The sequence below is a fragment of the Streptomyces misionensis genome (assembly GCF_007896895.1).
Classification (GTDB): Bacteria; Actinomycetota; Actinomycetes; order Streptomycetales; family Streptomycetaceae; genus Streptomyces; species Streptomyces misionensis_A.
This window is the reverse complement of the sequence record NZ_VOGW01000169.1, coordinates 2,378-28,296: the sequence shown is the minus strand read 5'-3', so window position 1 is coordinate 28,296 and position 25,919 is coordinate 2,378. Positions and strand designations below refer to the sequence as shown.

General features: G+C 69.5%; 29 protein-coding genes and 1 pseudogene. 21 read left to right on the top strand and 9 right to left on the bottom strand.

Features of this window, described 5'->3' with window-relative positions; all coding sequences use genetic code 11:
• Nucleotides 1-415: pseudogene (locus tag FRZ03_RS27855) on the bottom strand (GNAT family N-acetyltransferase); the annotation flags it as partial.
• Nucleotides 416-462: 47 nt separating this feature from the next.
• Between FRZ03_RS27855 and FRZ03_RS27850 the strand changes: the two are divergent.
• Entirely contained in the window at nucleotides 463-1,374 is a 912-nt protein-coding gene (locus FRZ03_RS27850; RefSeq protein WP_146467879.1) for a MerR family transcriptional regulator, read from the top strand.
• Nucleotides 1,375-1,434: 60 nt separating this feature from the next.
• Nucleotides 1,435-1,647 (top strand): EF-hand domain-containing protein, encoded by a 213-nt coding sequence (locus FRZ03_RS27845; protein WP_070023098.1) that lies wholly within the window; start codon nucleotides 1,435-1,437, stop codon nucleotides 1,645-1,647.
• Between the two features lie 52 nt (nucleotides 1,648-1,699).
• Here the strand turns inward: FRZ03_RS27845 and FRZ03_RS27840 are convergent, their stop codons facing one another.
• Both FRZ03_RS27840 and FRZ03_RS27835 read right to left on the bottom strand, forming a co-directional pair.
• Nucleotides 1,700-2,254 carry a GH25 family lysozyme gene (locus FRZ03_RS27840; RefSeq protein ID WP_146467878.1) on the bottom strand — a complete coding sequence of 185 codons (555 nt, stop codon included), beginning with the start codon at nucleotides 2,252-2,254 and terminating at the stop codon, nucleotides 1,700-1,702.
• 191 nt (nucleotides 2,255-2,445) lie between these two features.
• Nucleotides 2,446-2,850, bottom strand: coding sequence for a winged helix-turn-helix transcriptional regulator (locus FRZ03_RS27835; protein WP_146467877.1), 405 nt, complete (start codon nucleotides 2,848-2,850; stop codon nucleotides 2,446-2,448).
• A gap of 105 nt (nucleotides 2,851-2,955) precedes the next feature.
• Between FRZ03_RS27835 and FRZ03_RS27830 the strand changes: the two genes are divergently transcribed.
• The 3 genes from FRZ03_RS27830 (at nucleotide 2,956) to FRZ03_RS27820 (ending at nucleotide 5,332) form a co-directional block, all read left to right on the top strand.
• Nucleotides 2,956-3,816 (top strand): alpha/beta fold hydrolase, encoded by an 861-nt coding sequence (locus FRZ03_RS27830; RefSeq protein ID WP_146465205.1) that lies wholly within the window; start codon nucleotides 2,956-2,958, stop codon nucleotides 3,814-3,816.
• Between the two features lie 133 nt (nucleotides 3,817-3,949).
• Nucleotides 3,950-4,846 (top strand): IS982 family transposase, encoded by an 897-nt coding sequence (locus tag FRZ03_RS27825; protein WP_146467180.1) that lies wholly within the window; start codon nucleotides 3,950-3,952, stop codon nucleotides 4,844-4,846.
• A 297-nt stretch (nucleotides 4,847-5,143) separates the two neighbouring features.
• Nucleotides 5,144-5,332, top strand: coding sequence for a hypothetical protein (locus FRZ03_RS27820; protein ID WP_261399368.1), 189 nt, complete (start codon nucleotides 5,144-5,146; stop codon nucleotides 5,330-5,332).
• Nucleotide 5,333: 1 nt separating this feature from the next.
• On the opposite strand, the gene FRZ03_RS27815 is transcribed toward FRZ03_RS27820, so the two are convergent.
• Entirely contained in the window at nucleotides 5,334-5,966 is a 633-nt protein-coding gene (locus tag FRZ03_RS27815; protein ID WP_261399367.1) for an HAD-IA family hydrolase, read from the bottom strand.
• Nucleotides 5,967-6,134: 168 nt separating this feature from the next.
• Between FRZ03_RS27815 and FRZ03_RS27810 the strand changes: the two genes are divergently transcribed.
• From FRZ03_RS27810 to FRZ03_RS27770, 9 genes are all read left to right on the top strand, one after another.
• A complete protein-coding gene (locus FRZ03_RS27810) occupies nucleotides 6,135-7,358 on the top strand; it encodes a helix-turn-helix domain-containing protein (RefSeq protein WP_146467876.1) in 1,224 nt (407 codons plus the stop codon).
• 216 nt (nucleotides 7,359-7,574) lie between these two features.
• A complete protein-coding gene (locus FRZ03_RS40595) occupies nucleotides 7,575-7,709 on the top strand; it encodes a hypothetical protein (protein ID WP_261399366.1) in 135 nt (44 codons plus the stop codon).
• A 546-nt stretch (nucleotides 7,710-8,255) separates the two neighbouring features.
• Nucleotides 8,256-8,978, top strand: coding sequence for an ATP-binding protein (locus tag FRZ03_RS39370; RefSeq protein WP_186785642.1), 723 nt, complete (start codon nucleotides 8,256-8,258; stop codon nucleotides 8,976-8,978).
• The gene (locus FRZ03_RS27795) at nucleotides 8,975-9,508 is read left to right on the top strand and encodes a hypothetical protein (protein WP_261399364.1); all 534 of its coding nucleotides are present in this window, start codon (nucleotides 8,975-8,977) and stop codon (nucleotides 9,506-9,508) included. Before FRZ03_RS39370 ends, FRZ03_RS27795 begins: the two co-directional genes overlap by 4 nt.
• Nucleotides 9,509-9,617: 109 nt before the next feature.
• Complete coding sequence (locus FRZ03_RS27790) at nucleotides 9,618-10,274, top strand: hypothetical protein (RefSeq protein ID WP_146467875.1); 657 nt, start codon at nucleotides 9,618-9,620, stop codon at nucleotides 10,272-10,274.
• A gap of 155 nt (nucleotides 10,275-10,429) precedes the next feature.
• A complete protein-coding gene (locus FRZ03_RS27785) occupies nucleotides 10,430-11,164 on the top strand; it encodes a lipopolysaccharide kinase InaA family protein (protein WP_186785640.1) in 735 nt (244 codons plus the stop codon).
• A 105-nt stretch (nucleotides 11,165-11,269) separates the two neighbouring features.
• Nucleotides 11,270-12,100, top strand: a complete 831-nt coding sequence (locus tag FRZ03_RS27780; protein WP_261399363.1) for an endonuclease/exonuclease/phosphatase family protein — start codon at nucleotides 11,270-11,272, stop codon at nucleotides 12,098-12,100.
• Between the two features lie 71 nt (nucleotides 12,101-12,171).
• Nucleotides 12,172-12,408 carry a helix-turn-helix domain-containing protein gene (locus FRZ03_RS27775; protein ID WP_146467884.1) on the top strand — a complete coding sequence of 79 codons (237 nt, stop codon included), beginning with the start codon at nucleotides 12,172-12,174 and terminating at the stop codon, nucleotides 12,406-12,408.
• 344 nt (nucleotides 12,409-12,752) lie between these two features.
• Nucleotides 12,753-13,709 (top strand): TauD/TfdA family dioxygenase, encoded by a 957-nt coding sequence (locus FRZ03_RS27770; RefSeq protein WP_261399362.1) that lies wholly within the window; start codon nucleotides 12,753-12,755, stop codon nucleotides 13,707-13,709.
• Between the two features lie 95 nt (nucleotides 13,710-13,804).
• Here FRZ03_RS27770 and FRZ03_RS27765 read toward each other — a convergent pair whose 3' ends face one another.
• Nucleotides 13,805-14,578: a glycosyltransferase family 2 protein gene (locus tag FRZ03_RS27765; RefSeq protein ID WP_146467872.1), complete on the bottom strand. Its 774-nt coding sequence runs from the start codon at nucleotides 14,576-14,578 to the stop codon at nucleotides 13,805-13,807.
• A gap of 66 nt (nucleotides 14,579-14,644) precedes the next feature.
• Here FRZ03_RS27765 and FRZ03_RS27760 point away from each other — a divergent pair, with 66 nt between their 5' ends.
• The 4 genes from FRZ03_RS27760 to FRZ03_RS27745 all read left to right on the top strand — a co-directional run bounded on the left by FRZ03_RS27760 (nucleotide 14,645) and on the right by FRZ03_RS27745 (nucleotide 18,968).
• Complete coding sequence (locus FRZ03_RS27760) at nucleotides 14,645-15,901, top strand: nucleotide sugar dehydrogenase (RefSeq protein ID WP_146467871.1); 1,257 nt, start codon at nucleotides 14,645-14,647, stop codon at nucleotides 15,899-15,901.
• A 51-nt stretch (nucleotides 15,902-15,952) separates the two neighbouring features.
• Complete coding sequence (locus tag FRZ03_RS27755; RefSeq protein ID WP_146467870.1) at nucleotides 15,953-17,329, top strand: hypothetical protein; 1,377 nt, start codon at nucleotides 15,953-15,955, stop codon at nucleotides 17,327-17,329.
• Nucleotides 17,326-18,477 carry a glycosyltransferase family 4 protein gene (locus FRZ03_RS27750; protein WP_146467869.1) on the top strand — a complete coding sequence of 384 codons (1,152 nt, stop codon included), beginning with the start codon at nucleotides 17,326-17,328 and terminating at the stop codon, nucleotides 18,475-18,477. The genes FRZ03_RS27755 and FRZ03_RS27750 overlap by 4 nt, the downstream gene beginning before the upstream one ends.
• 86 nt (nucleotides 18,478-18,563) lie before the next feature.
• Nucleotides 18,564-18,968 (top strand): hypothetical protein, encoded by a 405-nt coding sequence (locus FRZ03_RS27745; RefSeq protein ID WP_146467868.1) that lies wholly within the window; start codon nucleotides 18,564-18,566, stop codon nucleotides 18,966-18,968.
• 48 nt (nucleotides 18,969-19,016) lie between these two features.
• On the opposite strand, the gene FRZ03_RS27740 is transcribed toward FRZ03_RS27745, so the two are convergent.
• From FRZ03_RS27740 to FRZ03_RS27725, 4 genes are all read right to left on the bottom strand, one after another.
• Nucleotides 19,017-20,465 (bottom strand): amidase family protein, encoded by a 1,449-nt coding sequence (locus FRZ03_RS27740; protein WP_146467867.1) that lies wholly within the window; start codon nucleotides 20,463-20,465, stop codon nucleotides 19,017-19,019.
• A complete protein-coding gene (locus FRZ03_RS27735; RefSeq protein ID WP_146467866.1) occupies nucleotides 20,462-21,670 on the bottom strand; it encodes an MAB_1171c family putative transporter in 1,209 nt (402 codons plus the stop codon). The genes FRZ03_RS27740 and FRZ03_RS27735 overlap by 4 nt, the downstream gene beginning before the upstream one ends.
• Nucleotides 21,667-21,993 carry a secondary metabolite protein gene (locus tag FRZ03_RS27730; protein ID WP_146467865.1) on the bottom strand — a complete coding sequence of 109 codons (327 nt, stop codon included), beginning with the start codon at nucleotides 21,991-21,993 and terminating at the stop codon, nucleotides 21,667-21,669. The genes FRZ03_RS27735 and FRZ03_RS27730 overlap by 4 nt, the downstream gene beginning before the upstream one ends.
• A gap of 221 nt (nucleotides 21,994-22,214) precedes the next feature.
• Complete coding sequence (locus FRZ03_RS27725) at nucleotides 22,215-22,655, bottom strand: XRE family transcriptional regulator (RefSeq protein WP_261399361.1); 441 nt, start codon at nucleotides 22,653-22,655, stop codon at nucleotides 22,215-22,217.
• Nucleotides 22,656-23,517: 862 nt separating this feature from the next.
• Between FRZ03_RS27725 and FRZ03_RS27720 the strand changes: the two genes are divergently transcribed.
• From FRZ03_RS27720 to FRZ03_RS27710, 3 genes are all read left to right on the top strand, one after another.
• Nucleotides 23,518-24,414, top strand: a complete 897-nt coding sequence (locus FRZ03_RS27720; RefSeq protein WP_146467864.1) for a helix-turn-helix domain-containing protein — start codon at nucleotides 23,518-23,520, stop codon at nucleotides 24,412-24,414.
• Between the two features lie 2 nt (nucleotides 24,415-24,416).
• Nucleotides 24,417-25,133, top strand: coding sequence for a zinc finger domain-containing protein (locus tag FRZ03_RS27715; RefSeq protein ID WP_146467863.1), 717 nt, complete (start codon nucleotides 24,417-24,419; stop codon nucleotides 25,131-25,133).
• 154 nt (nucleotides 25,134-25,287) lie between these two features.
• Nucleotides 25,288-25,919 (top strand): WhiB family transcriptional regulator (locus FRZ03_RS27710; protein WP_146467881.1); only part of this gene is annotated, 632 nt, incomplete at its 3' end.

Sequence of the window (25,919 nt, the reverse complement as noted above, 5' to 3'; positions counted from 1 at the left end):
GCACCAGCACCCCGCCGTCCGCCTGCCAGGCCCGCACCTCCTCGCGGCGCTCGCGGGCGTACCGGATCCGCGGATGGCCGGCGTCCCGGATCTCGGTCAGCGCGAGGTCGGGGGCGCCCGGCAGCGGGGTGCCCACCAGCAGCGCGTCCACCGTCTCCGCCCGCCGCCCGGTCCGCTCCGCCAGCGCGGCCAGGAACGCCGGGTGCAGGGCGCCCGCCGGCGGATCGCAGTCCAGGTCGCGCAGCACCTCGTACACCCATGCGGGATCCTCGTCCGTGACGACGACGCAGTGCGCGGTGAACGCCAGCACCCCCGCGTCCCGGGGCGAGGGCTGCGGCACGACGCGGGTACGGCCGTCCGCCGCCGGAAAGACGTCCCGCGCCACGCGGTCGAGCATCTCCCGCAAGGTCTCCACGGCCGCTCCTTGAGTCTCCACCCACTGGAAGGACCAGACTCCCAGACATGAACGACGACGGCACCGGACTTCTCACCATCGGCGAGCTGGCCAGGGCCACCGGACTGTCCGTGCGCACCATCCGCTACTGGTCCGACGAGGGCGTGCTCACCCCGGTGACCCGCTCCCCCGGCGGCTACCGCCTCTACGACGCCGCCTCGGTGGCCCGCCTGGAACTGATCCGCACCCTGCGCGAGCTGGGCCTCGGCCTGGACGACGTGCGCCGGGTGGTGGCGGGGGAGCGGACCGTGGCGGAGGTCGCGGCGACCCATGTGGCGGCCCTCGACGCACAGATCAGATCGCTGAGGGTGACCCGCGCGGTGCTGTCGACCGTCGCACGGCGCGGCTCGACCACGGAGGAGACGACCCTGATGAACAGACTGGCCCGGCTGTCGGCCGCCGAACGGCAGCGCATCATGGCGGAGTTCGTGGCGCAGACCCTGCACGGACTCGACGTCGTCGACCCCGAGCTGCGCGAGCGCATGCGCGCCACCACCGTCGACCTGGCGGACGACCCCACCCCCGAAGAGGTCGACGCCTGGGTGGAGTTGGCGGAGATGATCCAGGACCCGGACTTCCGTGCCCGGATGCGCCGGGCGCTGGAGGCCAACGCGGCGGACGGGGAGCCGGGCCGGGGCCGCGGCCGCTCCCTATGGTTCGCCAAGCGGCTCGTGGAGGTGGCCGCCCCGGCCCGCGAACGCGGCATCGACCCCGGGTCACCGGAGGCGGACCAGGTGCTGCACGACCTCTTCGGCGACGCCGACCGGGCCGACCTGCTGGACCGCATGACGGCCGGCTTCGACGAGCGCGTCGCCCGCTACCGAGAACTGATCGCCCTCGTCAACCGCACCCCGGCACCACTGCACACCGAGGACTTCGCCTGGGTGGTCGCCGCACTCCGCGCCCGCACGGACAGCTAATCTGACCAGCGTCAGTACGCCTGCACGGCACGAGAAACACGAACGAAAAGGGGCGGATCGGTGGCGGACATCGAGGCAGCACGCAAGGAATTCCAGCGGATCGACGCGGACGGCGACGGGTTCATCACCGCCGCCGAGTTCAAGTCCGCCCTGGCCCAGGGGGGCGACTGGAACGTCACCGACACGGTGGCGGAAGCCATCATCGGCTCCCGCGACCTCAACGGCGACAAGGTCCTGTCCTTCGACGAGTTCTGGACCTACCTGAACAAGTGACCCCGCTCGACAGGGGTGCCCCTTCCGCCCGGAGCGGGCACCCCTGGGCGCGTCAGCCGCCCGCCCACTCCTTCAGCGCCGCCTTGGACGCGAAGTCGGCCACGTCCTTGTCGTGGGGCTGGCTCGCGTACTGGTGGAAGCGCCACTTGGCCTTGATGCGGGGCTTGCCCGCGGTGACGTAGTCGGCGATCCAGAGGCCGTCCCCCGCGTACGAGGTGCGGTCGACGTTCAGCCAGTAGTCCCTGTTGGTGTAGAGCACGACCTTGTTGTGCGGCCGCAGGTGCTTCAGCTTGCGGATGAACGAGTCCTTCTCCGCGTTGCTGGCGTGACTGCCGTCGCTGGTGCCTTCCCAGTCGACGGCCAGGATGTCGCCGGGGCGCTCCGGGGCGTGCTGGAGGAAGTACTCGGCCTGCGCGGTGAGATCGCCGGGCCACAGGAAATGGTAGAAGCCCACGACCAGCCCGGCGTCGCGGCCTGTCTTGGTCTGGGCGGTGAGCCGGGGATTGACGTACGAACGGCCCTCCGTCGCCTTCATGAAGACGAACGAGAGACCGTCCGTGTCATATGACGTGGACTGGAAGGAACTTACGTCGATGCCGTGGAGCATGCAGAGTGTGTGCCCGCCGCACGACCCCCCGGAAACGTGCCCCGGTCGCGGGGCGTCCACGACGCCGGACCCCATCGATGCGCGGCCGGCCGCAACCGCCGACGGCGGCGCGTCCGCTCACGCCGGAGCCCGGTGAACCCCGTCGGCGCGGTACGGCGCGCCCCGGGGTGCCCGCCGGCGCGGACGCCCGTTCAGGCGTCGTCGGCGGGCTGGTCCAGGCCGTCGGCGAGCCGGTTGTTGCGCTCGATGTCCGCCACGTGCGCCTCGGCCCAGGTGCGCAGCGCGGACAGCGGGCCTTCGAGGGACAGGCCGAGACCGGTGAGCCGGTAGTGGACGCCGGGCGGCACGGTGGGTTCCACGCGGCGCGACACCAGGCCGTCGCGGACGAGGCCGCGCAGGGTGACGGAGAGCATCTTCTGCGAGATGCCCGGCATGCGGCGCCGCAGTTCGGCGAAGCGGACCTCGCCCGGGGCCGCCTCGGCCAGCACCTTGACCGTCATCGAGGTCCACTTGGTGCCGATGCGGTCGAGCAACTGCCGTGTCGGGCACCGGGGATCGAACAGGTCTCCGCGCGGGGCCGGCTTCGCCGTGGTCACCTGCAACTCACCACCTGAACGAAAAGTGCCTTCTTGGAGGGCCGAGGTTAGTTCCCTAACGTGTGGTTGTCACCTTTGGTTACCAGCCCGCACCTGGAGTTCTCCTTGCCCGAGTTGCATTCCGTATCCGTCAACGGCATCGAGCTGAACGTGGCCGTGGCCGGCTCGGGTCCGGCCGTCCTGCTGCTGCACGGCTTCCCCCACACCTGGGAAGTGTGGATGGACGTCATGGCGGACCTGTCCGACCGGTACCAGGTCATCGCGCCGGACCTGCGGGGGTTCGGCGCCAGCGGCCGAGCCGCGACCGGGTACGACGCGGAGTCCCTGGCCGACGACGCCGCGGCCCTGCTCACGGCGCTCGGGGTGTCCTCGGCCGCCGTGGTGGGCATCGACGCCGGCACCCCGCCGGCCTTCCTCCTCGCCCTGCGCCGTCCCGACCGGGTGCGGCGGCTCGTCGTCATGGAGTCCTTGCTGGGCAGGCTTCCCGGCGCCGAGGACTTCCTCACCGCCGGCCCTCCGTGGTGGTTCGGCTTCCATGCCGTTCCGGACCTGGCCGAGACGGTCCTGGAAGGCCGGGAGGCCGACTACGTCGACTGGTTCCTCCGCGCCGGCACCCTCGGAGACGGGGTGCGCCCGCCGCTGCGGGACGCCTTCACCCGCGCCTACACCGGCCGCCAGGCACTGCGCTGCGCGTTCTCCTACTACCGGGCACTGCCGCAAAGCGCGGCGCAGATCGAGCAAGCCGTGGCAGCCGCGCGGCTGACGGTGCCGACGATGGCGGTGGGCGCGCATCCCGTCGGCGCCGCGCTGGAGCGCCAGCTCCGTCCGATCGCCGACGACCTCACCGGGCACCTCGTCGAGGACTGCGGCCACATCATTCCGCTGCACCGGCCGCAGGCGCTGCTCGCCCTGCTCCGCCCGTTCCTGGAGGCCGGCCGGGGCGGGCCGACGGCGACCACCTCCTGACCGCCACGGACGGCCCGCGCTCACAGGCGGGCAGCGCCCGCGGGGACCTGCCTCCCCAGGGTCTTCGAGGCCCTAGACGAGTAGTTCCGAATGCGGGGTTCACGGACGTGGGGAGGGTGCCCAACATCGGGTTGTGACGACCGAGTTAGACACCCTCTTGACCGCACTGTACGTGCACATCGACGACCGTCTGAAGACCCCGCGCCGACGCGGCCGGCCGCCTCGGCTGACCGACGCCGAACTGGTCACCCTGGCCGTGGCCCAGGCCATGCTGGGCTTCCACTGCGAGGCCCGCTGGCTGCGCTTCGCCCACGCCCACCTGCACGCGATGTTCCCCTACCTGCCCCAGCGGCCGGCGTACAACAAGCGCCTGCGGGCCGCCCTGGGGCTGGTCAAACAGGTGATCCGGTCCCTGGCTGCGGACACCGACCTGTGGCTTGACCCGGTGTGGATCGTGGACTCCACCCCCGTGGAGTGCGCCCGCTCGCGGGAGACCGTCAAACGTTCCGACCTGGCCGGCTGGGCGGGCTACGGCTACTGCCGCTCTCACTCCCGCTTCTACTGGGGCCTGAAGCTGCACCTGGTGTGCACCCCAGCCGGCCTGCCCGTCACCTGGGCCCTCGCTGACCCGAAGATCGACGAACGGCAGGTGCTGGCCGCCCTGATCGACAACGAGCCGCACCTGGCCACCGACCGGGCCGGCCTGCTCATCCTGGCCGACAAGGGCTACATCGCCGCCGAACTGGACCGCTTTCTCGCCGCCCGCGGCATCAGCCTGCTGCGGCCCTCCTACCGCAACCGCGGCACTCCACGCCCGGGAGAGGGCCTGCTCAAGACCGTGCGCCAGCTGATCGAGTCGGTCAACGACACCCTCAAGGGCCAGCTCGACCTCGAACAGCACGGCGGCCGCACCATCGAAGGCGTCGGCGTCCGCGTGGCCCAACGGATCCTGGCGATGACCTGCGCAATTTGGCACAACCGCACCATCGGCGCACCCATCACCAGGTCACTGATCGCCTACGACCACTGAGCCACATCGGAACTACTCGTCTAGGTGTACGAAACCGCGTGGCGCACCTGGCGCGACCTCGCCCGCGATGTCCAGGCCGCGGTCACCGAGTACGCGAAGGAACAGGGCGAGTCACGGTATGACACCGAAGCCGGCGTGGCGAGATCCGTTTGAAGACGGGGCCTAGCACACGGCGCCATCTGCCGCAGCCACCGACGGTGCCACTTCGTGGCACCGTCGGTCATGAATCAGGGCCCAGATGCCGTTGACGCGTAAGCGAGACATGGGCCGCCCTGCGACACACCGAAGGAGTGCATCGTGCTCCGCCCGCTGCCCGCGCGCAACGAGCTGTACGGCTTCGGCGTGGCCGTGGCGTACCTGGGGATGCACGGGGAGCGCGTGAACACGAAGTTCGAGGCCTGGCGCGACCTGATCAGCGACATCACCGCTCTGCGGCTCGACTCGTTCTCCATCGCAGAGCGGCTGCGCTCCCTGCGTCTGCCCTAGATCACGCGGCCGCCGCGCGTTCGAGGAGGGCGTCGAGCTGCGCCGCCGTCCCTTCGGGGTCCGTCGTGTGGTGGATGGTGCGGATACCGAGGGCTTCGGCCGGCGGCAGGTTCTCGGCGTGGTCGTCGACGAACACGCACTCCGGCCCCGTCAGTCCCAGGGCGTCCAGCGCCCGCTGGTAGATGAACGCCGACGGCTTCCGCACGCCCTCTCGTTCGGACAGGATCACCGCGTCGAAGGCGTCCTCCCACATCCCTAGCGCCTCGTACGGGTTGTAGGGCTCCAAGCCGAAGCTGTTCGAGAGCATCGCCACCTTGATCCCGGCTGCGCGAGCCCGGTCCGCGGCCGCCACTATGGCTGGTTCGGGTCGGAGGTTGGCCAGTGCCCGACGCATCAGGTCGGTGGGGTCGATGCCGAGAATGCCGCCGATCACCCGGTTCCAGTCCTCCTGGCTGGCCTCGCCGACTTCGAGCTTCGAGTACACGGCCACGCCCTCGGGGTTCTCGTTCAGGGCGTGGAAGTAGGCGCCAGGTTCAAGGCCCTCGGACCGTTCGAAGGCCTGCCCGTTCAGTCGCATACGGGTGGTGAGGACTCCGCCGAAGTCGAGGATCAGGCCGCGGTAGGAGGAGGACAAGAGAGACTCCTTGCGAGACGCGCGTCGTAAGGGCGGCCCCGGCAAGCTCGGCCGGGGCCCTTTGAGTGCCCTCCCACAGGGGGAGAGACATCCAGTATCCCCCCTCTGGACGGCCAACCGGCCTACGCTGGTTCCGAGTGCCTACTCCTGCGGCGAACAGGTCAAATCATGTTAAATGCACGTGAGTTGTTCACCATCGGACAACGGGTCAAGTACTTCCGTGAGCGGCGCGGCATCTCTCAGAAGGGTCTCGGGGAGTTGATCGGTCGTTCGGAGAACTGGGTCTACAAGGTAGAGCACGAGCAGATCCCGCTCGACAAGCTCTCGTTGCTCTTCGACCTGGCCAGGGTCTTGCGCTGCACCCTGGAAGACCTCACGGGCGGGTTCCTGTCCGGCGTCGGCGCAGGCCTGGACACGGAGCACGAGCACGTCCCGGAGATCCGCAGCGCGCTGTCCCTGCCCTCGTCGATGCTTCCCACCGCTGTCGGTTCGGTGACCGTCGAGGACTTCAAGCAGGACGTCGACGACGCATGGAAGGTGTACGAGACCCAGTCCAAGGGCCGGTACCAGGACGTGGGCGCCCGCCTGCCCCTGCTCCTCCGGCAGGGACATGCGGCCCTGCGCGATGCGTCCGGTCCCGACGAACAGGTGGCGCTGCGCCAACTCGTCAGCCTGTACGGGCTCCATCAGATCTGGCTGCGCCGCGTGGGAGAACCGACCCTCGCCCGCATCGCCGCCGACCGCGGACTGTCGCTCGCCGACAACGCCGGCGACCCGGCCCTGATCGCGGCCGCGGCCTGGAACCTTTCGTGCGTCCTCACCTCCGCCGGCGAAGTCCACGACAGCGTCGAACTGGCGCGGGCGACGATCGCCAACTGCGCCCCCGACGACGACTCACCGGCCGAGCACTGGTCGGCGCACGGAGCGCTGCACCTGCAGGCGGCCATCGCCGCGGTGCGCGCCGCGAAGGGCCCCGTCGCCTGGGACCTCTACCGTGGGGCGAAGGCCGCGGCCGCGCGCGTCGCGTCGGACCGCAACGACTGGCACACCTGCTTCGGGCCGACCAACGTGGCGATGCACGAAGTGCATCTGACGGCCGAGGAGGGCAACCCGAGCGAAGCCCTGCGCTTGGCCGACACGGTGGAGATCAACCCTGAGCTGCCGCTGGAGCGGCGCACCCGGTATTTGATCGAGGTCATGAACTGCAACCGGATTCAGCGCGACGACTACGCCACCGTGCACGTGCTGACCAAACTGATGGAGCAGTCACCCGAGGAGATCGTCTTCTCCCCACTGGTCAGGGAGGCCGTGACCGACCTGCTCAAGCGGGAGCGTCCGCTGTTCCGCGACGACCTTCGCGCCGTCGCCAGTCACATGGGCATTGCGGCCTGACCCTGAACTGGGGTTTCCGACCCTGAACCCCAGTCAGCCCTGAATTAGATTCAGGGCCGACCTGTGGAAATGGCCCTACGTTGTGGTGCCATGACGAAGGGTCACTCAGCGAGGAGGCCTTCCGCCGCACCCTTACCTGCTCTGCGGGTAGAGCGCGCGGAAGGCAGCCCGCTCCACCACACCCAGGCCGGCCGAATCGCCGTCCCGCTCCGCCTGATGCGCGGAGCGCAGCGAGTCGAAGACCTGGCGCTCGTCCTGACGGCCGACCAGATGGAAGCCTTCTACGAGGAGATCGGCGCAATCCTCTACCCGCGCCGTGTGGTCGGCCCGGCAGCGGAGGCGGCGTCATGACCGCCCCACGCCGCACGGCCAGCGACAGCGTTCGGCGTCTCGCGCTTGCCGATGCAGCTGCTGCCCCTGGCTTCCCGGCGGCGCCTCTACTGCACCACCCGCCTCTGCAACTGGCTCGCCGCGCGCAGTTCTTCGCCTCCCTGGCCGGGCCGGAGACGGGGAGGCAGCAAAGGTGATCACCGCCCCGACCCTCGCCGCGCAGATCGCCGCATTCTGGGATGCCACCCCGTTTCCCCGCTGGTCGGCCGCCCCAGACAGTCACCTCAACGACTCGTGGTGGGGTGACTTCACCGAGCAGCCGCGCATGCCTGCGAACCAGCAGGCTCGCCTTGGGCTTCTCCGCCGCTCGCCTGTCGGTCGTCGGGGAGGCCCGACGTGATGTCCCGTGTGCTGCAGCCGGAAGGCGTTCGGACGGCCCTTGAGGTCGTGATCGAGCGTCGGCCAGACCCCGGCTCCGACCAGATGTCCGAGGCGGACGCGCTGTGGCCGCACCGGCTTCGCCACCTCGTCCGGACTGGCCTCACCTACTGGGGGCGCCCGGACCTAGTGGACACCGCAGAACTACTCCTCACGGAGTTGGTGACGAACGCGTTGCGGTACAGCAGCGGCCCCGACATCAGCGTCTGTGTCTACCTCGAAGACCGGTTCTGCGTGATCAAGGTGAGCCACAGCTCACCCGCCCAGCCCAGGGTGTGCCACGCCGGCCCCACCGACGAGGGCGGCCGCGGCCTCCTCCTCGTCGACGCACTGGCCCACGCGTGGGGCGTCAGCTCCGACGGCACGACGACCTGGTGCACCCTCCCCCTGACCGAAGGACCCCCCGAGATGGAATCCGCCGCGGTGATCGCGCCGGTCCTGCGCGAGATCCCCATGGATCTCCCCGCCGATCCCAGCGCCGCGAGGTTAGCCCGTATCCAGGCGCGTACCGTGCTCACCCGGCTGGGCTGGCCCGGCGACCAGCACCTCGCGATCGACATCCTGCACGCCCTCGTGGACAACGCGATCGAGCACGGCCTGACCCAGGAGGCGGACGGGCAGTGCATCACCGCCTGCCTCAGCGTCACCGAGGCCCACGAACTGCTCATCGACGTCCGGGACCCTGCCCCGTCGTTCCCCCAGTTCGAGGAGGCGAAGGCCGGCCAGCTCGGGCGCGGCCTCTGGGACGTCGTCCGGCAGGGCGCGGAACTCACCTGGTTCGTCACCCCAAACTTCACGGGCAAAACCGTCCGCGCGATCGTGCGCGCCGAGCGGGAGCGGGTGGGCCTGTGACGACCGCGGTCCTCCCCACCCAGGCGGAGATGATGCGGGCGGCGGACGAGGCCGCCGGCGCGGCCCGGCAGCCCGCCCCCGATATGGAAGACCTCGCCGCAGCGATCCGGGCCCTCTTCAAGGTCGAGGCGCGCAGCAAGGCGATCGTTCGCCTCGGCGGCGGCTTGTTCGACGTTGTCATCACCAGCGCAGGCCTGGAGGCGCGGTCTGCCGCGGCCGTGATGGACGAGATCCAGGGCGGATGCGGGCCCGTGATCGAAGACCCCAAGAACGAGAGGTTCTACTGGCTGGTCCCGCCCGGGTCCTCCGAGCGGTGGACGCCGCACGACTATGCCGTGTGCCTGGGCGCCCCGCGCAGGATCACGCTGCCGTCCTTGAACAAGAGGGTTCCTCCGGGCCCGTACTGGTTCCGGCCGCCGGCGAGTGACCGGCTCGTCCCCGTGAGGCCGCTCCGGGACACTCTGGCCCGGTTCCGGCCGATGCCGACCCCGCACGCCGATCTCGCGGCGCGCTTCGGCATCGCCACCTGAGACCCCGTGCCCGCCGGGTGTTCGGCACGCGGCGGGCACGGCACCAAGCTCCTGCGCATGCGGCTGCACGCCACCGTGCCGCCGGGCATTCGACTACCGAGGAACATCTGTGAGCAGACCGATAGCGCCATACGTGACGCCGTGGACGGGCGAGGCCAAGACGCCTATCGACGTGGTGGTCACCTCGTCCGGGGTGGCGTATGCCGACCCCGTGCACGACGCCTTGGCGCGCGACCTGGACGGGACGCTGTGGGAGCTGCGCGGCGGCACAGCGACCGGCCGGCCCGAGTACGCCGACCTACACCCCGAGCGGCAGCCGGCCGCGATGAACAGTCTGCTCTGCGCGGGCTGCAACCAGCCAGCCGCCCGCGACGAGCGCGGCATGCTCTGGCTCCTCCCCCTCGTGCCCCTGCTCGACAGCGTGACGTCGGACTGGGAGGGCGTGCGGACGACGATCCCGCCCATGTGCGAGGCCTGCACGGAGGAAACCGCGCGCCTGTGCCCGCGGATGCGCGAGGGCCACGTGAAGCTGCGGGCACGGGAGGCCGAACTGATCGGCGTCCGGGGAACTCTCCACCCCCGGCCCGGTGAGACATGTGCGCCCGAGCCCGACGCCCTGGTCCTCTACGACTCCCCCGACATGCCTTTCGTCGTCGCCCGCCACGTCGTGCGCGAGCTGTGCCGCACCACCCTGGTCGCGCTCGCCGTGACCACCGCCCTGCCCCGTACCCGCCCCGTCCAAGGCCCGAGGGTGGTGACCGGATGACTCAGGCAGTCCCGCGCCTTGTGACGGTGGATGCGCGACCGGCTCACGGCCGGGCGGAGGTGGAAGCGCTCGCCGGGCTCCCGGCCCGGTGGCGGCCGGTGGTGGGCGGGTACGGGGTGGAGGTCTGGCGGGTCTCCGGCCCGCAGGATGCCCGGATGCTGAAAACGGGCACGGGCGCTGCTGCCGCGCGGGTGGTCCGGGAGGCCGCGGTGTGGGAGCAGATAGCCGGGGTGGTCCCAGCCGCCTCGTACGGTCGCGGCGTGCGGCACGGCAGCGGTGAGGGCTGGGCCTGGCTGACCACGCCGTGGCTGGACAGCCCATCGCTGTGGGACCTGTACGCACCGGTCCGCGGCCGCGCGGACGAGGTCCGTGAGCAGGCCCTGGCCGCGGCAGTCGCGGTGTGCCTGGCGGTCGCCGGCGCCCACCGCGCGGGGTGGGTCCACGGCGATCTCCAGCCGCACCACATCATCCTCGCCCCCGACGAGGCCCAACTCATCGACTGGTCTTCAGCCTGGTCGCCGACCAGCGGCCTGCCTCCCGTGGCCACCCACACGAGCGGTTCCGTTCACCAGGCCAGCTACGAGCTACTCGCCCGCTCGGACGGGCTGCACGCCGCCGTGGCCACCGTGGCAGACGACGTCTGGGCGCTGGCCGCCTCGATCTGGATGGCGGCCAGCGGCCGGTGGCCGCGCAACTACCGCTGCCTGGGGATAGACCCGAGCAGCTTCACCGAGACCGAGCTGGCCAGGGTGGTCTCCCGCCACCGCGCCCCGCTGGGCCGCATTGGCCACTGGCCGGAGTTGGAGACGGCGCTGCGGACCGTGCTCGACGCACCGGAGGCGAGTCGGCCCACTGCCGCGGAGCTGGGCCGGAATCTGCGCGCCCTCTGACGTTCGCCGGCCATCGAACCCCGCGGTCCAGCACCGCGGTTACACATCCCGTTTCGACCGAAGGACCTCATGACAGCCCTGACACCGCCGGATTCCCTACGTGCCGTGACCTGGAATCTCTACCTCGGCGGCCTCGACAACGGCGACGACAAACGCCTTCGCGCACAGACGGAGATCCTCGTCGGCCTGAGCCCCGATGTCCTGTGCCTCCAGGAGTGCATGGGGTGGGACGCGCACGACGAACGGATCTTATTTCAGACCGCGGACGCGCTCGGGATGGCGCCGGTCCGCATGGCGCGCTCGCGCATCGGCGACGGCCGCAACTACACCGCCCTGCTGTACCGGCCGTCCAGCCTGCGCCTGATGGGCCAGCGCACCCTCGGCGAGGGCACCTTCCACCACGCGCTGATCCGGGCCCGGCTACGGCCGGTCGCGGCCGAGGACGACACGAACGACTTCGTGGCCTTCGGCACGCACTTCAGCTGGGTCGACGGTGACTCGCGGCTGGGCGAAGCCCGCTGGATGACCGACTACGGCGGCATCTTCCCGGGGGTGCCGCCCCGGGCGCTGCTCCTGGGCGACCTGAACACGCCGGACCGGGAGCCGGCCAACTGGTCACTTACCCCCCAGCATCTCCAGTCGCGCTACCGGGTCGTCCTGGACAACGGCGACTTCGGCCCGGCAGACCAGCGCCCCGTCAAAGTGCTGCTCAACAGCGGCTGGCAGGACCCGCAGACGCTCACCGGGAAGGCCCGGACCGCGACCGTCGGCTACTGGTGGGACAACGAGAAGAAGCAGGACCCCTGGTCCCTGGACTACATCCTCACGTCCGGCATGCAGCCGGTCGACTACTTCACCTACGACACGCAGTCCGCGCGGGTAGCCTCCGACCACCTGCCGGTGGTGTGCGACGTGAAGGTGGGGACGCACGCATGACCGACACGAAGCGCAGGCGTTCGCCGCGCTCGCCTTCAAGCCGGGAGGAGCCGACCGTGCTTGACGAGGAGATCGACTGGCCGACCCGCGGCCAGCGGCTCAACCCCGAGCAGCGGAAACGGGCAGGCAAGTGGCTTAAGCCGCAGTACGAGGGTGGCGCGTCGATCCGTGAACTCGCCGAGAAGATCGGACGCTCGTACGGCTTCGTACACCGAAATCTGGAGCTGGCCGGGACGACGTTTCGGTCGCGTGGCGGCAACAGGGCCAATCGCCTACCCAACAGCCGCACCGAGGACGGCGTGAGCTGAAGCTCCCGGATGGGCTGGCGCGACCGCCCATCCGGGTTCGGGCCTGGCCGGCCCGCACCCCCCGAGACGGAACGGCCAGGCCCACTCCTTCTGCCGGTGTCGCCCCAGACTGGGCGATCCTCACATGGGGGGGCAGCGAATGTTCGGCGGAAGGCCCGTGCCGCAGCCGTGTCGCGAGTATCGACGGCCCGCACCGGCTGCCTCCCGGTCCGACCCCGGGCACGGGAGCCCCCTCCCATCATCCTGGCCGTGGCCGACGTGGCCTTCCGGCCGCGCGGCGGCAGGTTCAAGCCCCTGATCGCCTCTCCGGTGGCCCGAGACGAGGTCCGGCGATCCAATACCGGTTGGTCGCGCCGCCCAAACGACCTGGCGAAAACCCCAAGAGACAGGAACTCCGCATGTTCATCGACATCCCGAGCGAACTCGAAGCCGCTCTGTTCGACCTCCCACTCCCGACATGGAAACTGGATGGTTCGTTCCTGGCGACGTCCACCATGGAGCGGTACCGGGCCGAGCTGACGGCCATCCCGCGGTTCGAGGAGACTGCCGCGACGCTGCGGCACGCGCTGACCGGAGAGGGCGGCGGATACGCCGTGCTGCGCCTGGGGAGCCTTGCCAAGGAACTGGGCACCGACGGCGACCGGTTCCTGCGGATCGCGACGGGCTTAGCGGCCGAGGTGGCGGTCCCTTTCTCCCCCTTCCCGCGGTGGCCTCTCTGGAAGGACATCGGGGTCAAGGTCGATAAGGACCCCGGCAAGTCCAGCGGCATCGGGTACAACGCCTTCCACATGGACCTGGTGAACGCGACGTTGCCCCCGGACTTCACCACGCTCCTGTGCGTTCGCCCCGACCCTCTCGGCGGCGGCCCGAGCATCCTCTCCGATGCCCATGCGGCGGTGGCGCGGCTGTCGGAGGGCTGCCGCGCCTTGCTGGCCGAGACGGCCTACCACTACGGGACCTTCTTCGACCTGTTCGGCGTTGGCGAGGAGTACAAGCCGTTCCCGATCCTGGACGGTTCCGAGCCGGGCAAGGGGTTCGTCCGGTTCACCGCCAAGATGCTGGAGCGGTCCGAACTCAGCCCGGCGCACGCCGAAGCCGCGAGGGAACTCGCCAAGGAGCTGGTCCGGGGGCAGGTCTGTTTCATGCTCCAGCACGGTGACTACCTCATCGTGAACCAGCGCCGTTTCCTGCACGGCCGGGAAGCGCTCCACAGCGGCCAGGAGACCGTCCCGGTCGCCGAACGGCGGCTGCTTCTCCAGCTGTTCCTGCGCGCGCGGGCCGACGACGGCGCGGCCGCGTAGCTGGCCAGCGGCACTGGTGGCTCACCGAGTTCCGTTTTCGGGGGCCCTGCCCTCGAACGTGGGGCACGGCCGCGGGGCGGGGCCCGTGCCGGGGGTCAGATGCGCGAGTTGCGCAGCGACTGCCACACGGCGCCGGCCAGCGCCCGCGTTGCCCGCGGGACCGACAGATGCTCATGCTCGCGGTACAGGGCCCAGTTGTACTGCACGAGCGACAGCTTGTTGGAGGACAGCGAGCCCGCCTGATGGGCCCGGTACACCGCCAGCGGCTCGGCCAGGCCCCGGGCGTCAGCACCGTCGCGCATGATCGACAGCCACAGCGCGTAGTCCTGGCGCTTGCGCATCTCCGGCATCAGCCTCGTGCCCAGGACATTGCGGTCGTACATGGCCGTGAGGGCTCCGATGTAATCCCGGCGCAGCATCGCACGGTAGTCCACGTGTTCCCGCGCGCGGATCACCCGTCCGTTCGGGATCCAGTCGGTGCTCTCGCCGTCGTAGTCGGCGTCCATCTTGAAGTACGAGGTGAACGTCAAGGGCGCGTCGCCTTCCGCGGCGAAGGCGAGCTGCTTTTCGGTCTTCTCCGGCAACCACATGTCGTCGGAGTCGAGGAACGCGATGTAATCCCCGCGGGCTCGCTGGATCGCGAGGTTGCGGGCCCGGCCGGCCCCGCCCCGTTCGGGCGCCGCTTCCGGCAGGACGCGCTCGTCCTGCTTGGCGAACTCGCGGAGCAGGTCCATGGAGCCATCGGAGGACTGGTCGTCGGTGACCAGCAGCTCCAGGTCGCTGTGGGTCTGCGTGAGTACTGATCGGACGGCTGCACCGAGGGTGGCCACCGAGTTGTAGACGGGCATCACGACAGACACCAGAGGCACAGCACATCTCCTCGCCAGATCAGGAATGACGGTCCATTCAAGCACCGCAACCGAATAGGAGCTGACATGCAGATAGTCGTCGCTGGTCAGGGCTACGTAGGGCTTCCGCTGGCCGTACGCGCAGCGGAGGTGGGGCACCGCGTGATCGGCTACGACGTGGACGCTCACCGGGTTCAGCAGCTCACCGCCGGCCACTCCTACGTCGAGGACGTGGCCTCTTCGCGGCTGCGTGCCGTGCGGGACTCCGGTGACTACTTGGCGACCACCGACGTTGCCGCGCTGGCCGGCTTTGACATCGCGGTGATCACTGTGCCGACCCCGCTGCGGGACGGCGTGCCCGATCTCTCCTACATCGAGGCCTGCGCGCGGACCCTGGGCGCGCACCTTCGCCCCGGTGCGACGGTAGTTCTGGAGTCGACGACTTACCCCGGCTGCACCGAGGAGCTGCTGGTTCCGATCCTGGAGAAGGTGTCGGGTCTGCAGGCCGGGGAGGACTTTCTCGCCGGGTTCAGCCCCGAGCGCATAGCTCCGGGGAACAAGCGGTGGTCGTTCGAGGGGACGCCGAAGCTGGTGTCCGGGATTGACGCCAGATCTCTCGACGTGATCAAGGGCTTCTACGACGGTGTCTTCCAGACGACGGTCCCGGTGTCCGGGCCCAAGGTCGCTGAGCTGGCGAAGCTGCTGGAGAACACCTTCCGGCTGGTCAACATCTCGCTCGTGAATGAGCTGGCGACGCTCGCGGCGCCCCTCGGCGTGAACGTCTGGGAGGCGATCGACGCCGCCGCCACCAAGCCCTTCGGCTTCACGCGGTTCACCCCGGGGCCAGGAGTTGGCGGGCACTGCCTGCCCGTCGATCCGCTGTTCCTCTCGTGGAAGGTCGAGCAGGAGCTGGGGGTCCCCTTCCGGTTCGTGGACCTCGCCGACGACGTGAACCGGCGCATGCCCGACTACGTCGTCCAGCGGATCGTGAACGGCCTCGACAAGCGCGGGCTGCCCGTCAAGGGATCTCGCATTCTGCTGCTGGGCCTGACCTACAAGTACAACGCCACCGACCTGCGCAACTCCCCATCAGCGAGGGTCGCCGAACTCCTCACCGACCTCGGCGCCGAGGTCCGCGGCGCCGACCCGAACGTTCCGGAGAGCGACACCAGCAAGCTGAACGTGCCCCGGGTCGATGCGAGCCCGGAAGAGGTAGCAGCCGCTGACGCCGTGGTGCTCCTCATGGACCACACGCGGTTCGACCTCGCAATGATCGAGAAGAACGCGCCGTACGTGCTCGATTGCCGCAATCGCCTGTCCGGGGCGAACGTCGAGACCCTGTAGAGCTTACGGCGCTCCCCCGGCCCACTACTGACTTCGACCCCAGGAGTTCCCTTGCGTGACGAATGGGAGCACGCCCACACGGACTACACCAAGCCCGCGCAGCGCCCGGCGCCCGCCTCGCTGGCCGAGAGCGAGGGCGACTGGCGCCGCTACCTGGAAGATGACACCCCCAACGGGTGGCTGATCCAGCACAGTGCGATGACCGAATCGCTCGCCAGCGGCCAGCCCTTGTACCTGCTGCACACCACCAGGGACATCGCCGCCATCCGCACCAGCGGTGAGCTGCACGTCTCCACCGGATGCTTGGTCGGAGCCCTGTACTGCTCACCCCTCACTCGTCAGCGCGAGGGGTGGCGCCCGCACAACCTCGGTGCCTACCTGATGCAGACGAAGCCGAGCATCACGCCGATGATCTTCGAGGTCATCCCGGACGCTCCGATCCCCACCAAGGGCGTGGATTATCTGCACCTCGGCGCCATCCACCTGCGCACCTACCTGCGCTATCAGAGCCTCCTCACCAGGGCCGAGAACGACCGGCTTGACCATGCTGTGCGGGCCGCCGGACTGGGCGCCGCAGCCGTGTTCCTTGACACGGCGCTGCGCAACGCAGCCGGCGGCGCCACGGCGGCTCCCGACTTCATCGACCAGTTGGCCGCCGCTGTGCCCGCCGTGCCGTTCCTCGGCTACCTGTACTTCGAGGTGCTGGCCGAGTACCTGATGCTCCACTCCACGACTCCGGAGACCAAGAAGTACGCCCAGGCCGGGGAGATGAACAACTGGTTGTACAAACGGATCGCGTTCGCCGCCGTGGACGGGATGCACCAGTTATTCGACCTGGCCCGCTTCCATCCGCGCCACCAGCAGCTCCTCCAGCTCACCGAGGCCGTGGAACCGGTGCTCGCCCCAGGAGTCGCCGAGTATGTACGACGGCGGCTGTCCCACCTGTTCGCCCGGACCGCACTGCACCCATCACAGGACACGGCATCGGTGACCTTCCAGGGAGCTGATCTCAGCATGCTCCGGCACGTCGCGCCGGGGCTGGTCGGGCAGATGTTCTTCCGGGAGATCCGGTATCTGCCGCGCTACCGGCACCTCTACCACTGCTTCGAGAAGGCCAAAGCGCTGGAAGCGTGGGACTACTGGAACCAGGAGGGCATTCCCACGCCCTTCAATGGCATCCTTCCCAAGGGCGAGATCGGGATACACCCCATCTACCCCCGGTCAACGGTCAGAGCTTGGACCGCCAAGCAGGACAGCAAAGGCTTCCTGCACCCGGCCCAGGAGATCACCGCCGTATTCACGCCGCACCTGGCGTCGTGGTGGGCACCTCCTCGTTCCCGCGGCCGGAAGACCACCGCCGACCTGCGGATCACAACCCCGTGCTCGCTTCCCGCCCATCAGCCACGCATCAAGGGGATCTCCGCATGACCGCCAAACCCCTGACCGTCGTCACCGGGATCAACCGGTCTTCCGCGCCTTCGTCCGGGAGCCTGATCCTCGTCAACGACCTCTATCGCGCCATGCCCGACATCCGCACAACCTTCCTCGGCAGGACACCGGTCGATCAGGCGTGGAAGGCCGCATTCGATCGCTTGATCCCCCTCTCCACCACAAAACGCCCCCAGGGGCCCGGCTTCGAGCACTACGTTGACGAACTGGCGCGAGAGGTCGGGGCGCTCGTCGAGCAACTCCGGCCGGACGCCATCCACGCCCAGTACGTCGGGTTCGCGCTCAGCCTGGCCCTCAGCCGAATCGCCGGCACCATCCCGCTCATCGCCATCGCCCACGGTCCAGAGGTGATGGCGGCCGAGCGCAGCGCGGCGGAACACGAGGCCATGAACGAGGTCGCCGCCGCCAGTACCGCGATCGTCACCCCGACCTCTGTCCTCGCCGACCACATCGATCGCCTCACCGGGCGCCGGTTCACCGATCGCATCACCATCATCCCGTGGGGCATCCGTTTGGCCGATGCCCAGGTACGCGATCAACCGTCCGCAGGGGCCGGCCCCCTGTCACTGGTGCACGCCGGTCGCCTGGACGACAACAAGTCCACGATCACGGCCGTCGAAGCCCTCGCGCTCACCGAACAGCCCCACTGCCTGACCGTGATCGGCAAAGGGTCTCTGCGGGAGCATCTGCAACAAAGAGCCGCCGAACTCGGAGTACGGGACCGGGTTCAGTTCGATCCGTTCCTGCCCCGCGCCGAACTGTGGCGCCGCCTGCCTGACTTCGACGCCTTCGTCTTCACGACCAGTGGTCTGGAGGCGTTCGGGCTTGTCCTCATCGAGGCCCAAGCGCACGGACTTCCGGTTGCCTACTCCGATCTTCCCGGTGCGAGGGAAATCCTCGAGGGCACTGGTGTTCCCTTCACCCCTGGCGACCCGCGCTCGCTGGCCGTAGCCCTGGACGGGATGGGCCGGGACCTCCACCGGCGCAAGGCCCTGGCCAAGGCGGCTCTCCGAAACGCGCGCCGATACGACATCACTACCACCGGCCGCCAGCTTTACGAACTGACGCTTCAGGTCACCTCGACGACGCCAGACCTGGGGGACCACCGATCGTCTGAAGGGAATTGACGTAACGGATCACGGCACTGACGCGTCTCCCACAGTGACCAAGGCCTTGGAGCGGGCCCGGAGCCTTCAAAGGGACAGTTCTGCACGTGACCAACGAGTCCGCGTCCCGTTCCGCCACCGTCGACAAGCACCCGCACAAGTGGGTCGTCGCCGAGATCCAAGTCGACGAGACCGTTGCCCGCATCGCCGACTTCCGCGGCTCCTTCAAGACCAGGGTGGAGCAGCGCATCAACGCACTGGACACCTACTGCAAGAACTGCCGGCGCCCCTTCGCGGACGTCTCCAGTTACGACTGCCAAGCGCTCCTGGACAACCGGCACCTGATCGGCGAGGGCCAGTCCGTGCGCGCGAAGCACAAGCCCGCCCCGACGGCGCCTCCCGGCACCAAACCGTCAAAGGCGGCACCTACAGCCGCTACGGCCTCAAGGCGTACGTCGCCGGCGTCTCCCGCCCCCACATATAGATCGCGGTCGGCGACCACGCGATGTTAACCCGCAGGCGTTCCTAGTGACGGTGAACTTACAACGGTGATGTGGAGGTCATCCGCTCCGTGGCGCCATGACGCCCTCGGCCTCGGTTCCGAGCTGGGACGCCAGGTGTTCGGCCATCAGGAGCAGGGTCCGGTCCGCGTAGGCAGGTCCCACAAGCTGTACACCGATCGGGAGGCCGTCGGTGTTGCGGCCGAGTGGCATGACCAGGCTGGGCAGCCCGACGTGGCTGGTGAGGTTGGCCCAGCCGGTCTGGTCGAAGAAGCTCCGGTCGGCGCCGTTGACAGTGAGGGTACGGCTGCCGGCCGGGATCGCCGCAGTGGGAGCAGCAGGCGTGATGAGGACGTCGTAGGGGCCATCGGTGAAGAACCGGTGCCACGCCTGCTGCATCCGAAGGCGCTCCTCGTTGGCGCGGAGCCAGGCACGGTGAGTCTGCGTGCGGTGGCGCAGGATGGCTGCTTTTGGGCTCGCGTCGCCTGGGTCCAGGTCACGGGCAGCGGCGAGTTCGGCCGCGCCGGCGTCGTCGTCGGTGGTGGCCGTCGTGGTGGCGTGGAGGAGCTGCTCGAAGAGACGGAGGGAGTCGGCGAAAGCAACTGGCCCGGCCGTGCGGTGAACAGTGGCGTCGGCGGAGGCGATTGTCCCTTCGAGGGCGGCGAGAGCATCGGCCGTCTCCCGGTCGACGGGACAGATTGGGTCGTCTGCCCACACCGCCACACGGAGTCGGCCGAGCGGGCGCTGCACTGCGGACAGCGTGACGCCCCAGGGAGTGTTCTCGACGGGTGACGGTGTCGTCAGCGCGGCAAGGAGCAGGTCGAGGTCGCGGGGATGGCGGGCAAGGGGCCCGGGCGTGACCATGTCGCTGCTGGTGATCCATCCCGGCGGTCGGGGGATGTGGCCGCGGGCCGGGACGAGTCCATGGGTGGGGCGCAGGCCATAGACACCGCAGTAGTGGGCGGGGAGCCGCAGGGAGCCGGCGAGGTCGCTGCCGAGGTCGGCGGGAGTCAGGTAGGCGGCGACTGCTGCGGCGGGGCCGCCGGAGGAGCCGCCGGTGGTGCGTTTGGGGTCGTGCGGGTTGAGCGTGGGTCCGAATAGGGCGTTGTCGGTGTGCAGGTCCTGGCAGTAGGCCGGGGTGTTGGTCTTGCCCATGATGACGGCGCCTTGGTGGCGGAGTCGGGCGACCGCGTCGGCATCGCGTGTGGGGACGTGCTCAGCGAGTTCCTCGGCGCCGCTCGTGGTGCGTAGGCCGGCGGTCTCGAAGCTGTCCTTGATCGTGAGCGGAAGGCCGTCGAGAATCCCGGTGCTCGCGTTACGGGCGCGGCGTTCGTCGGCTGCGTGTGCGGCGGCTCGGGCCGCACTGTTGTCGCGGGTGACGACGGCATTGATCCGGCTGGCCTCTATCTGGGCAAGGTGGAGGTCGAGCAGTTCTCGGCTGGAGATCTCGCCTCGTTCCAGGGCCTGGAGCTGGACGTGGGCGGGCTGGTGGGTGAGGGCGTTCGTCATGCGGAGACTCGCTCAAGGTGGGGGGCGCGTGCGGGCTGGCGCGGCAGGTGACGCGCGACGTCGAGGAGAGCCTCGATGTCATCCATGGGCCGGGTGGTCTGGCGTTTGGAGTCGGCAAACTCGGTGAGCTGGCCGGGCTCTGGGCGGGCGCCGGCGGCCCGGGCGGCGATCCCGGCGAGGATCTGGTCGGCCGTGACGGCCGCGGACAGCTCGTGTCCATGGAGCCCCCGGGCCCTATGCCGGGCTTCGCTGGCCTCGCGGGTGGACTCGTCGAGGTACTGGCGGATCACGAAACGGCCGTCACGGATCTCAACGGCTCGTCGGTAGAGCCGGATCGAGATGCGCCGGAAGCGGCGCCGCTGGGCCGGATCGACCCTGTCGAGCGGCAGCTCGATCTCCGGGGCCTCACTGTAGAAAGCGAGCCACAGGGGGCGCAGGCCGTAGTAACTGCGGTACTGCTTGATCCGGTACCGGACGCTCTGGCCTTGATCGCTGATCGTAGGTACGAGCCAGCCGATCAGCGTGAGCATGGCGCCGACATCGCCGCAGGTCCAGGCGAAGCCCTCCCAATCTGCGAGAGAGGTGTCGAAGGTGCCGGCGACCACGTCGCCGATGCGGACGGCGCTGTACCCGAGGGTGACGGTCGCGCCGAGGGCGACAATGCACAGGCCGACGCGAACGGACCTGCGGGCGCTGCGGCGGGCCAGGCGCCAGCAGGCGCGGGCGAGGAAGATTTCGCCAATGGTGTAGGCCGTGACGTACAGGGTGAGGTACGCGGCGTACCAGTCGTCGTGCGCGTAGTAGAGCGTGAAGTCGATCGGATGCGGTGCGCTGGGTGTCAGCAGGGCGAACAGCACCAGCAGCCCGGCGATCACCGCGAGGCCGCCGCCGAGCCATCGGCGGCTGCGCCGACGGGCGACCTCGGATGGAGACCCCCAGTAGGTGAGGACTACCTGCTGGCAGGCCAGAAGCGCGACCACGCAGCCTTGCGCGAGGGGCACGGAGAGGTTGACGGTGCCGAGCACCCGGTCGAGGTAGTTCCACATCGGCGTGATGGAGAACAGGAACGAGAGCCCGGACAGCAGGAAGACGGCGGCGAGCGCGGCCGAGGCAGGGTCGCGGCGCCGGGTGGGGACGTCCCGCAGGAGGCAGAAGAAGCCGAGCGTCGCGACGACGAGGCTGATGGGGTGGAGCAGATCCTTCACGGCCGGGCCTCCCGTCGGCGCAGCAGCGTGTGGGTGACGCGGTCCTGCACGTCGTCTCCGGAGGGCTCGTCGCTGCGCAGCCACCGGTCGATGATCTGGCGCTGGAGCAGCGAGGCGAGCTGTTCGGTGTCCCGCTCTTCGTCTTCGTCGTACTTGCTGCGGCCCAGCATCATCTGCACGGTGGCCGAGCCGATGCTGGTGAAGACCACGGAGGAGAGCGCGGACGCGGGCCTGTTCTTGTGGTGGCCGAGCAGCAGGTGGCTGAACTCGTGGGCGATGATGTGGTCCTGGTGCAGGACGCTGGTCCACGGGTCGTAGAACACGTGGACGGCACTCTCTGTGACGGCACACGCGCCGCACACTGAGGGTGCCTGCTCTCGCGGCACTAGGATCACCGCTCTTCCTGTGCGGCGAGAGACCTCGTCGCTGAGATCGCGGATATTGGTGACGTGCGGGAGCTTCAGCTCGGCCAGGAGGTCAGGCCGGCGCAGCCTACGTGCGGACCACATTGCGTTTCCTTGATCACTAACTGAACTGCTGCCGTTTACGCGTCAGTTGAGGGCGGCAACCCCTCAGATTTTCGTACGCTCTCAACGATTCCCAGGACGGCATCCTTTCCGTCCGCCGAGACGTCGGATAGACGAAGAAGAACGTTCTTGATCTTCGCGTCGCGCAACAATGCGAGCAACTCAAGCTCCTGCACTGTCTTTTCGGCGACGGCGTCATCGAACCAGTAAGCGGGATCCACGCCGAAAAACCCTGCGAGCGCTTCGAGGTGACGCTTCGTCGGGTTATCGCGCTGCCCCGTCCGTAGCAGCCACAGGTACTGCGCCGATAGCTTGCCCAGCCCGCGCTTCTCCATGAGTTCAGCCGCTTCAGCGTTGCTGAAGGGGCCGCGGTCGGGCGGGTGCACCGTGTCGAACAGGCGGTTAAGGCGGCTCATGAGCCCCTTGGGGTTCACCTGGCCTTCGGTCGGCTCTTTCATGATCCTTTCCTGGGTGGACTTCGCGGTAACTTCAACCACCCTACCCCGCCATAAACACCAGTTGACGACATGATCCTTCGTATGGAAAGTTCTTCCTCACCAGCACGTTCCCGTGTGACGCGTCCCGCCTGTTTCAGGGCGGCCTGTCCGTTTCTACCGACAGAAGTAAGCCGGGCGAAGTGGCACAAGACACATTCACCCAGCGGCATACGTCACGTCTGGCAGGCCGTAATTGATCTTCGACTGGAAAGTGCGGGGCGACCGTGGACACACCTCACCCACATCGCAATTCCGCCGCGGGAGATTTCGGACACAATGACGCGGTCTCGGCGTTCGACGCAACCGTGGCAACGGTGCGCTTCAACGCCAGGACACTCCGACCCAAGCCGTGGGGGATCGGCCGTAGGGGCCGATCGTTCGGTAACCCTCTGGAATCAGTACAGAGTTTAAGAACCAAGTCTGGATCTTGACGCGGGTCCGTGCGTATGTTCGTTGTCCCCGCGCAGTCCGCCTGCGCGGACGAACGTAAGGAGAACACGAGCACGGACCGGACCGCGAAGGTCCACTAAACAGCGACGGCGCCCGGGAGCGGTAACTCACGGACGCCGAACGCTAAGCGGCACAACCGCCCCGGCAAGGGCGGAGATTGCCCACCATCACCACGCTGAGTCCTTCCGAGGGGCGCATCAGCGCGGCAACACTGCAAAGGGGAGTATCGCATGCCTCCTGCCCTGCGCAAAAGGCCCTTCCGCCTGGCCTGCGCGGCAGCCACCTCCGCCTCGGCGCCTCAGCGCCCCGAGCCGGACAGCACCATAGTGGCCCCGGCAAACCGCCGGGCCCACCCGCTCCTGGGGAGCGGCCGATGAGCAGCGAAGCCCGCGAGTGGGTGTGGGAGCACAGCTCCAGCCGCGGGGCCGCGCGACTGGTCCTGCTGTCGATCGCCGACCGGGTGGCCGACGAGCAGTGCATCTCCTGGGCCTCGCTCTCCAGCCTGGCCAAGCGCACCCGTGCCTCGGTCTCCACGGTGCGTGAAGCCGTCGAGCGCCTGCTCCTGGCCGGCGAGCTGGAGCAGCTCGACGACCTGGTCGGCCCGCAGCGCAGCACGGTCTACCGCCTGCCTCTCGCCGCCGAAGCGGTCGCACAGGCGCTGCGAGAGCAGCGGGAGGAAGAAGGCGACACGGCGGTATCGGACGAGCCCGTCGCCCCCGCGCAGCTCCGGCTGTCGGCTCTGCGGCGGTACGGAATCCGCCCGCGTGAGGTGCCGGAATCCCCTGCGAGGGTCCGGAAACCGGCAGTACCGGAAACCGGCAGGTCGCGGCGGAAACCGGCACAGCGGCGTACCGGCCACCGGCACAGCGATGTATCGGCTACCGGCACACAGAACCGTAGTGAACCTGATTTGAACCGGAGGTACAGCAGTGGTGGTGCTGCCGTCCTGTCGGCTGCCGGGTGGCGGGTAGACCCCGCCACCCGCACCTGGGTTCGCCAGCAGGGGCACCTCGACCGTCTCGGCGAGGAGGGCCTGCGGGCCGCTGACGCGAAGTGGCGTGCGCACCGGGCGGGCCATGCTCCGAGGCCGGCGGACGCCTGGGCTGCCGACTGGCGCTCCTGGATCACCCGGGAGCACGCCCCCAGCCGCCCGAACCTCTACGCCGTGCCCGGCAAGAACGCCGTCGCGCCGGGGGGCATGACGCGGGCCGAGGCCCACACCGCCGCCCTCCTCGCCGCACTTAACGAGCCGACCGGAACGGAGCAGTAGCCATGGACCGCCGCGAAATCGCCGCCCTGCTGGCCTACATCGGCCGACTCGACCCCCGCACGATCCGCACCGACCAGGGCGAGGCCCGCGACCAGCTCGCCCAGTGGCACGAGCTGCTCGGCGACGTGCCGATGGCCACTGCGCACGGCTGGGACGCCCGCGTCGCCGCCCGCCAGCACATCCGAACCTCGCCGTACCAGATCCTGCCCGCGGACGTGGCCCGTCCCTGGGAGAGCTACCGGCGCGACCGCCTGGCCCGGCACTCCGATCCCACGCCGTCCGCCGACCCGGACGACCAGGCCGCCTGGACCGCCGAGCTGGTCGGCGCCCGCCGCGCCGTCGCCGCCGGCATCGCCCAGCCCGCCCAGGCCAGAGCCATCACCAGCGGTCGCGCCGGGATCGACCCGAGGCTGGAGGCGCGGCTGCGGGAGGTCGGCTCCTGCATACCGCCCGCTGCCCGCGCCGCCCTTGCGCCCTACCGGCGCGCCCGAGCCGCGCGCGAGGCGGCCGTCGCCCAGGGACAGCCCGACGCCCTGAGTGTCCGGTGCGAGTGGTGCCTGGCCCAGCCTGGCGAACCTTGCCGCCGCCGAAGGATCGGCCCGAACGCCGGGGTCCTGGCGCTCACCCCACGCGCCACCCCGCACCCCGGCCGCCTCGACCTCGCCGCCGCCCAGCAGGCCCAGCCCACCGAACGGGTCCAGCAGCCCGCCCTGGCCTGACGGGCACCACCTGGCGCGTGCACCCCCGTCCGCTGCACCGCCACCTCAAGTCACCATCCCGCACCGGCTGCGGCCCACGCCCCGCGCCGCAGCCGGCACCCGACGCCGCACCCGCCGAGCACCGCCCCGCTCGGCAGCACATCGGAGACCCGCCTTGCGCCACATCACCACCCACGACGCGCCGGCCACCGGCCTGCGCGGCATCGGAGACACCAGCTGGCACACCCGCGGAGCGTGCCACGGCATGGACGTCGAGGACGCCGACGCCGTGTTCTTCCCCGGCCCCCGGGATCACGAGGAGATCGCGGAGGCGAAGGAGCTGTGCGGCTGGTGCCCCGTACGCCGCGAGTGCCTGGACTTCGCTCTGGAGAACGTCCTCAAGGAGGGTGTCTGGGGCGGGCTCACCGAAGCCGAGCGGCGCCCGCTGCACGACAACCTGCACCGACGCCTGGACTACCGGCGGGTGACCGCCGTCTTCCAGGGACGCGACGTGCACCTGACGGAGGCCGAGCGGCAGGTCGTCATCGACCACGCCTACGTCCGGGGCTGGCAGCCCGACCGGCTCGCCGGCGCCCTGCAGATCAGCCACAAGCACGCACGCGACCTGCTCCGCCAAGCGGCCAACAAGGTCTTCGACCGCGACCGCAATTACGGCGTGCCCCGCTCCAAGAAGAAGCGGAAGAAGACCTCCAGGGCCAAGGGCACTCCCGCACCCGCAGTTCCCGGCACTCAGCAGCCGGCAGGCCGCCCGGCAGCGTCGACCCCGGCGCACGCCCTTCTCGGAAA

Excerpts from the sequence above, each read along its gene's own strand:
- FRZ03_RS27785 (WP_186785640.1), top strand. The coding sequence starts at position 10,430 with ATGCTGAAAACGGGCACGGGCGCTGCTGCCGCGCGGGTGGTCCGGGAG.
- FRZ03_RS27840 (WP_146467878.1), bottom strand. The coding sequence starts at position 2,254 with ATGCTCCACGGCATCGACGTAAGTTCCTTCCAGTCCACGTCATATGAC.
- FRZ03_RS27760 (WP_146467871.1), top strand. The coding sequence starts at position 14,645 with ATGCAGATAGTCGTCGCTGGTCAGGGCTACGTAGGGCTTCCGCTGGCC.
- FRZ03_RS27750 (WP_146467869.1), top strand. The coding sequence starts at position 17,326 with ATGACCGCCAAACCCCTGACCGTCGTCACCGGGATCAACCGGTCTTCC.
- FRZ03_RS27720 (WP_146467864.1), top strand. The coding sequence starts at position 23,518 with ATGAGCAGCGAAGCCCGCGAGTGGGTGTGGGAGCACAGCTCCAGCCGC.
- FRZ03_RS27715 (WP_146467863.1), top strand. The coding sequence starts at position 24,417 with ATGGACCGCCGCGAAATCGCCGCCCTGCTGGCCTACATCGGCCGACTC.
- FRZ03_RS27740 (WP_146467867.1), bottom strand. The coding sequence starts at position 20,465 with ATGACGAACGCCCTCACCCACCAGCCCGCCCACGTCCAGCTCCAGGCC.
- FRZ03_RS27850 (WP_146467879.1), top strand. The coding sequence starts at position 463 with ATGAACGACGACGGCACCGGACTTCTCACCATCGGCGAGCTGGCCAGG.
- FRZ03_RS27810 (WP_146467876.1), top strand. The coding sequence starts at position 6,135 with ATGTTAAATGCACGTGAGTTGTTCACCATCGGACAACGGGTCAAGTAC.
- FRZ03_RS27725 (WP_261399361.1), bottom strand. The coding sequence starts at position 22,655 with ATGAAAGAGCCGACCGAAGGCCAGGTGAACCCCAAGGGGCTCATGAGC.
- FRZ03_RS40595 (WP_261399366.1), top strand. The coding sequence starts at position 7,575 with ATGCGCGGAGCGCAGCGAGTCGAAGACCTGGCGCTCGTCCTGACGGCC.